Annotated in this window: 5 protein-coding genes; 1 reads left to right on the top strand and 4 read right to left on the bottom strand. The window is 55.7% G+C overall.

The window, feature by feature from the left end; genetic code table 11:
• The coding region (locus BA066_06620; GenBank protein RDD53024.1) for a pyruvate kinase at positions 1-204 on the bottom strand (204 nt) is incomplete at its 3' end.
• A gap of 137 nt (positions 205-341) precedes the next feature.
• On the opposite strand from BA066_06620, the gene BA066_06615 reads away from it, so the two are divergent.
• Positions 342-974 carry a hypothetical protein gene (locus tag BA066_06615; GenBank protein ID RDD53023.1) on the top strand — a complete coding sequence of 211 codons (633 nt, stop codon included), beginning with the start codon at positions 342-344 and terminating at the stop codon, positions 972-974.
• Positions 975-1,177: 203 nt separating this feature from the next.
• Here BA066_06615 and BA066_06610 read toward each other — a convergent pair whose 3' ends face one another.
• From BA066_06610 to BA066_06600, 3 genes are all read right to left on the bottom strand, one after another.
• Entirely contained in the window at positions 1,178-1,750 is a 573-nt protein-coding gene (locus BA066_06610) for a YkgJ family cysteine cluster protein (GenBank protein ID RDD53022.1), read from the bottom strand.
• Between the two features lie 405 nt (positions 1,751-2,155).
• Positions 2,156-3,559 carry an NADH-quinone oxidoreductase subunit N gene (locus BA066_06605; protein RDD53021.1) on the bottom strand — a complete coding sequence of 468 codons (1,404 nt, stop codon included), beginning with the start codon at positions 3,557-3,559 and terminating at the stop codon, positions 2,156-2,158.
• The coding region (locus tag BA066_06600) for a hypothetical protein (GenBank protein ID RDD53020.1) at positions 3,556-5,196 on the bottom strand (1,641 nt) is incomplete at its 5' end. The genes BA066_06600 and BA066_06605, both read right to left, overlap by 4 nt.

Genomic DNA, 5,196 nt, shown 5'->3' with positions numbered 1-5,196 from the left:
CTGAAGATCCGACATTATCCCGATCCTCGCCCCCAGCTCGCTTGAGGCCAGCCTTATCAGATCTATCTGCTCCGACTTCTCGCTCATGGTTCCGTGGGAGAAGTTCAGCCTGGCCACGCTCATGCCCTCGCTTATCATGCCCTTCAGCACGTCCAGCTGAGAGGATGAGGGTCCTATCGTGGCCACTATCCTGGTCCTTTGCATGGAATCATCTCCGGAGAAACGGGGTGCGCGTATAAGATAATTTCGATCAGCTGACCCCTCGACCGCTTCCCATCCAACACACCTAACTCACGGCAGGTCCGGGTAAAACCTAAAAGTTATCGCTATGGCGCTCTTAAGTGCCGAACGAGAGGGTCTTCAGAGCAGATCTGAGGAGGCTTGCTGATAGAATCGATGAGAGAGGCATTGTGGCGAGGGAAAGGCTTAATCCACTCATAGACAAGCTCACCGACCTCCACAAGAGGGGGCTGGTCAAGATAAATCACTCAGCGATGGAGATAGTGGTGGCCGCCCACTTCATATCCAGAGGGTACGATGTGGACGTTGAGGTCCCGATAGATGACCTCAAGTGCGACCTCCTCTGCGTCAAGGGATCATCCAAGGTGGTAGTGGAGGTGGAGACCGGATACGTCCCCCCGGAGCACGCCCTAGATCCTGATAGCTTCTGCAGGGCGAGGATAGCCAGCAAGATAGCTAGGTACAGCGTTCACTCTGATATGTTCTACCTGGCCGCTCCTCCGACCTACCTTATGGAGATACCCCCCTTCGTCCTGCTGCCACCCGAAGAGAGGAGCGACTCCGAGCTGATGAGGTGGAAGTCGCTGCTGGACGTCTACTACACGAACCCTCCGGTGGACCTGGATGTGCTGAGGAGAGCTAGATTGGATGGAATAGTGATCACATCGGTCGATGATTGCAGCATCAACGAGTTGAGTCCCCTAGCCTACGTTAAGCTCTTCAAAATCTTTTAGGGGCTTTCGGGGGTTCCCCGCTGCCGCGGGAAACTCAGGCACCTTGCAGTGCTGGGTTATCAGAGGTCTCTCTGATACCCCCTCTCCCGGCCCTGCATCCATCCGAGATTCCTTAATAAACTTTCCCTTCCGGGAGTGACTGCCAATTTAACTCAATTTTGCGGTGTTGACTTTCATAATTAATCCGATATTCACCATCTTCATTATTTCATCATCCCATGAATCCTGAAAACGTGAGGTTCACTCTCCGCGAGCCTCACGAGGGAGGGAATAGTCCACTCATGACCATTCCTCCCGAGAAACCCTAGGGGACTGGTCGTCAGGTATTGCTCGGTCCTCACACCCAGCCATATCTCCAGGGCCTCCACCACAGCGTCAAGTAACGTGTCAGTAGGCCTTCCTAGGCTGATTCCAGGACATCTCGGATCCACGTATACGTAGAAGGTGCCGTATCTCGTTGAGAGAGATGCCTCCTCCCTCTTCCCATACTCGGGAGTCCTGAATATGTGAAACGGCCATACCTTGCAAGCCCTCGGCTTGATCCCAAACTCCTGCAGATGGCAGACGCGGAGTGATCCTCTCCTCACCAAGAAGGGACACGCTCTCCCGTGCTTCCTTATGAACAACCTCCCTTTCCTGACCTCTAAGCGGTCCCATCCGAATATCTTCGCTATGCTCAGCGCCTCGCTGGCCCTGAGAGGTACCATGAAGTGGGAACAGCAGGTGCCGCAGGCGAGGCACCGGAAGGATCCTATCGAGCTCCAGGGAAGGTACATCCAGGTACCTCCCGGAGGGCCCGAACCGATCCCTCCTGAAACGCTTATAAGCGATGATGGTTAGGGATGTTCGGGAGCGTCGCGAAGATGAGCATACTACGCTGAATATTTTGAAAATATTTTGAAAAATTGGAAGTCATAAGTAGTTAATTTCTATCTATAGTACTCCCGAGCGAGACCATCACCACCCGCGGTCCCGCCGTGGCTGAGCTGACGTATCTTCGGGAGAGGTAGTACCTCTGGAGCTTCAGGGCACCTCAAGCTCCGGTTTTGGTAGCTTAGATCGTAGAGGGACTAGCTACTTGAGCGATCCTCTGACCGAAGCATCCCTCACTCAGCCGGCTTCGGATCGCTGAACAGCAGGTCTCATCGGCTGAATGGAGGGGGTCGTGGGAGTGATAAAAATTATGAGAGGAGCCTCGTCAATTGATCCACGAGTCCCAAGCCTAGCAACGTGGTCAGCAGACCTGTTATCAGGAGCACGTAGAGCTCGGGATCCCTCAGGGACTCCTCCGTCCTGTTCGGTGGGTTAGCGAAATACATGTACCTTATCACGAGGGCATAGTAGCCCACGGATATGCCGCTGTTCACTATGCCAAGAAGGACGAGCCAGGGTGCCAGTTCCATGGCTGAGAGGAAAACGTACATGAACTTGCTCCAGAAGCCGATGAGAGGGGGCATGCCCATGAGGCTCAGCATCAGGATGGCCAGCATGGAGCAGGATACCTTCATCGTCCTCCCCACTCCCTTGATCCCATCCAAGGTCAGATCGAACCCCTTCCTCGCCAGGTAGCTCAGTCCAACGAATATCCCAACCTTCGCGAGCACGTATGTTGTCACATGAAGCCCTATCGCCTGCAGGGCGAGCTCCCTAGAGGTCAGCGAGTAGAGAGCTGTGAAGGCTATGAGGAAGTAGCCCGCCTGGGCTATGCTGGAGTAAGCCATCATCCTCTGGACATTCCTCTGAACCAGAGCTGCCAGATTTCCGAAGAACATAGTTAGGACGGAAAGCAAAGCCATTATGATGATCCAGTAATCACCGATAGCCGGGATCAGCGGTTGGATGACCCTAAGGATGACCCCTATGCTTATGAGCTTTATCACGCCAGATACGAAGGAGACGAGCAGCGGATGGGCCCCTCCGTAGACGTCCGGAAGCCATGCATGGAATGGGAAGACACCCATCTTGAATCCAAACGCCGCTATGAGGAGGAGGACCCCCAGGAGGAGAAGGACCCTCAAACCCGGCTGGACGTATGCTGGTGATGATAGGGTGCTCTCCTTAGTCACCCCGGAGATCAGGGCCACACCGAAGATCAGGAGGGAGGAGGAAACCACACCCATCAGGGCATACTTGACGGAGGCCTCCAAGGAGCTCTCATCCTTCCTCAAGCCGACTATGACATAGGAGGCGACCGCCACGAGCGCCCAACCGGCTATGAGCACAGAGGCGTCGTTGACGTAGAGCAGGAAGTAGACACCGAGCAGGGAGAGCAGGATCAGCGAGTAAAGGCTGGGCGAGGTGCTCCAGTCCCTGACCTGGGAGAGGGACGCCAGCGTGACCAGGAAGGATCCTAAGGTGGCCATTAGGGAGAGATAAGTTGATAGGGGATCCAGTCTCAGGGCCCCGCTGAAGATCGTTTCTTCCTTGCCGATTAGCGTCGTCAGGAGGACCATCGCGAGGGCTGTGGCGAGGAGCGTGATGTAGGGGCTTAGCCTAGTCCCCTTTACATAATCTATCAGGGGTAGCAGAAGTCCCGGAGCTCCTAAAATGATCATTAAGACCCAAATGACTTCCTCCATCCTCATCCCACCCACAATATTATCAGGAGAATCAATAGGAGACCCAGAACGAACAAGAGTATGTACTGGTTGACCAATCCTGTCTGAAGCCTCCTGACGAAGGAGCCGAGCGATGTGAAGCCCCTCACGACCCTCTCGTGGTAGGTCTCATCGACGACCTCTGTCTCGAAGTACCTGAAGCCCAGCGCGCTCATCGCGCCCACCAGCCAGGGTATGAGACGGTGGTAGAAGCCGTCTATCACCAGCGAGTCGAAGTACCTGAACACGTTCCTGGACAGCCAGGAGAAGCCAGCCACTATCACCCTGTAGTAGACCGCATTTATGAACCATCTGTCGTAGAGGAAGGAGTGGAGGGCCCTCCCCAAGGATCCCCTGGTCAGGTTCACCGCCCTCCCGCGCTCGGTCAGATAGAGGAAGCATGCGATCGAGATTCCGGTGAGGATCACGGCCAGGGATAGCGCTAGGAGCTCGGGATCCAGGTGCACCTCAGGGTGGAAGGGCTCATGCATTCCCAGCACGTCCCTGCTCATGCTTCCCATGAGCTCAGGCCCGTAGATTGGCCATATCAATCCCAGAGCGAATGAGATCAAGGCGAGGGCGAGGTAGGGAAGGAGCATCAGGGGATGAGCCTCATGGTGGTGATGCTCATTTTGGTGCCCATGGCCTTGACCCCTCTCAGTCACGAAGGTCCTCAGCACCATTCTTGTCGAGTAGAAAGCAGTTAAACCAGCCGTTATCAGAGCAAGGAGGAAAGAAATCAGGATTCCTGACTCCTTAGTCACCTCAAGAATGGAATCCTTGGTCCAGAATCCCATGAATGGGGGAACTCCCATCAGGCTCAGGGCGGCTAAGCTCATGGCCAGGAAGGACCACTTCATGGCGCCCCATAGTCCACCCATGTCATCTATGAACCTTGAGTGCACCGCGTGTATCACCGCCCCCGCCACGAGGAAGAGAGATGCCTTGAATATCGCATGGCTCATCAGGTGGGAGAAGCCCGCTATGAATCCAGCCGGGAACTCCGCTATGAGTCCCGCCGACCCTATGGCCAGGAACATGTAACCCAGCTGGGAGGCCGTTGAGAAGGCCAGTATGAGCTTCAGCTCCCTAGATACCAGCGCTTGAGATGCCATCATGAATGCCGTGAAGGCCCCTATCAGGGAGACAGCCGTGAAGAAGGCGCTCACCTGATGCTCGGCCGCGGGGACCTCATGAGCCGCCAGGACGAATATAGGTGAGAACCTGAGCAGGAAGTAGACACCGGCCTTGACCATGGTGGCAGCGTGTATCAGGGCGCTCACCGATGTTGGACCGGTCATGGCCGTAACGAGCCACTCATGGAAGGGGAACTGAGCCGACTTCGCGAAGGCTCCCAGGGAGAAAACCAGGAGGAAGGGCAGCAATAAGCCGCTCTGGGCAAGCGGTTGGGCCCAATCAGCGACCCTCTCAGATAGCTGGGGGATCGAGAACGTGTGGGAGAGGTAGTAGAGGACTCCTATGCCCATCACGAACCCCACGTCGCCCAGTCTCGTGAACACTATGGCCCTCAACCCGCTGTGACTGGGGGTGAACCACATGGGGACGCCCAGGGCCTTCCTTCCCACATCGCCGACGCACCTCTCCTCCTCATCCGTGTACCAGTG

It is taken from the genome of Candidatus Korarchaeota archaeon NZ13-K (assembly GCA_003344655.1).
Classification (GTDB): domain Archaea; phylum Korarchaeota; class Korarchaeia; order Korarchaeales; family Korarchaeaceae; genus Korarchaeum.
This window is presented reverse-complemented; position numbering and strand designations above follow the sequence as displayed.

Excerpts from the sequence above, each read along its gene's own strand:
- BA066_06610 (RDD53022.1), bottom strand. The coding sequence starts at position 1,750 with ATGTACCTTCCCTGGAGCTCGATAGGATCCTTCCGGTGCCTCGCCTGC.
- BA066_06605 (RDD53021.1), bottom strand. The coding sequence starts at position 3,559 with ATGAGGATGGAGGAAGTCATTTGGGTCTTAATGATCATTTTAGGAGCT.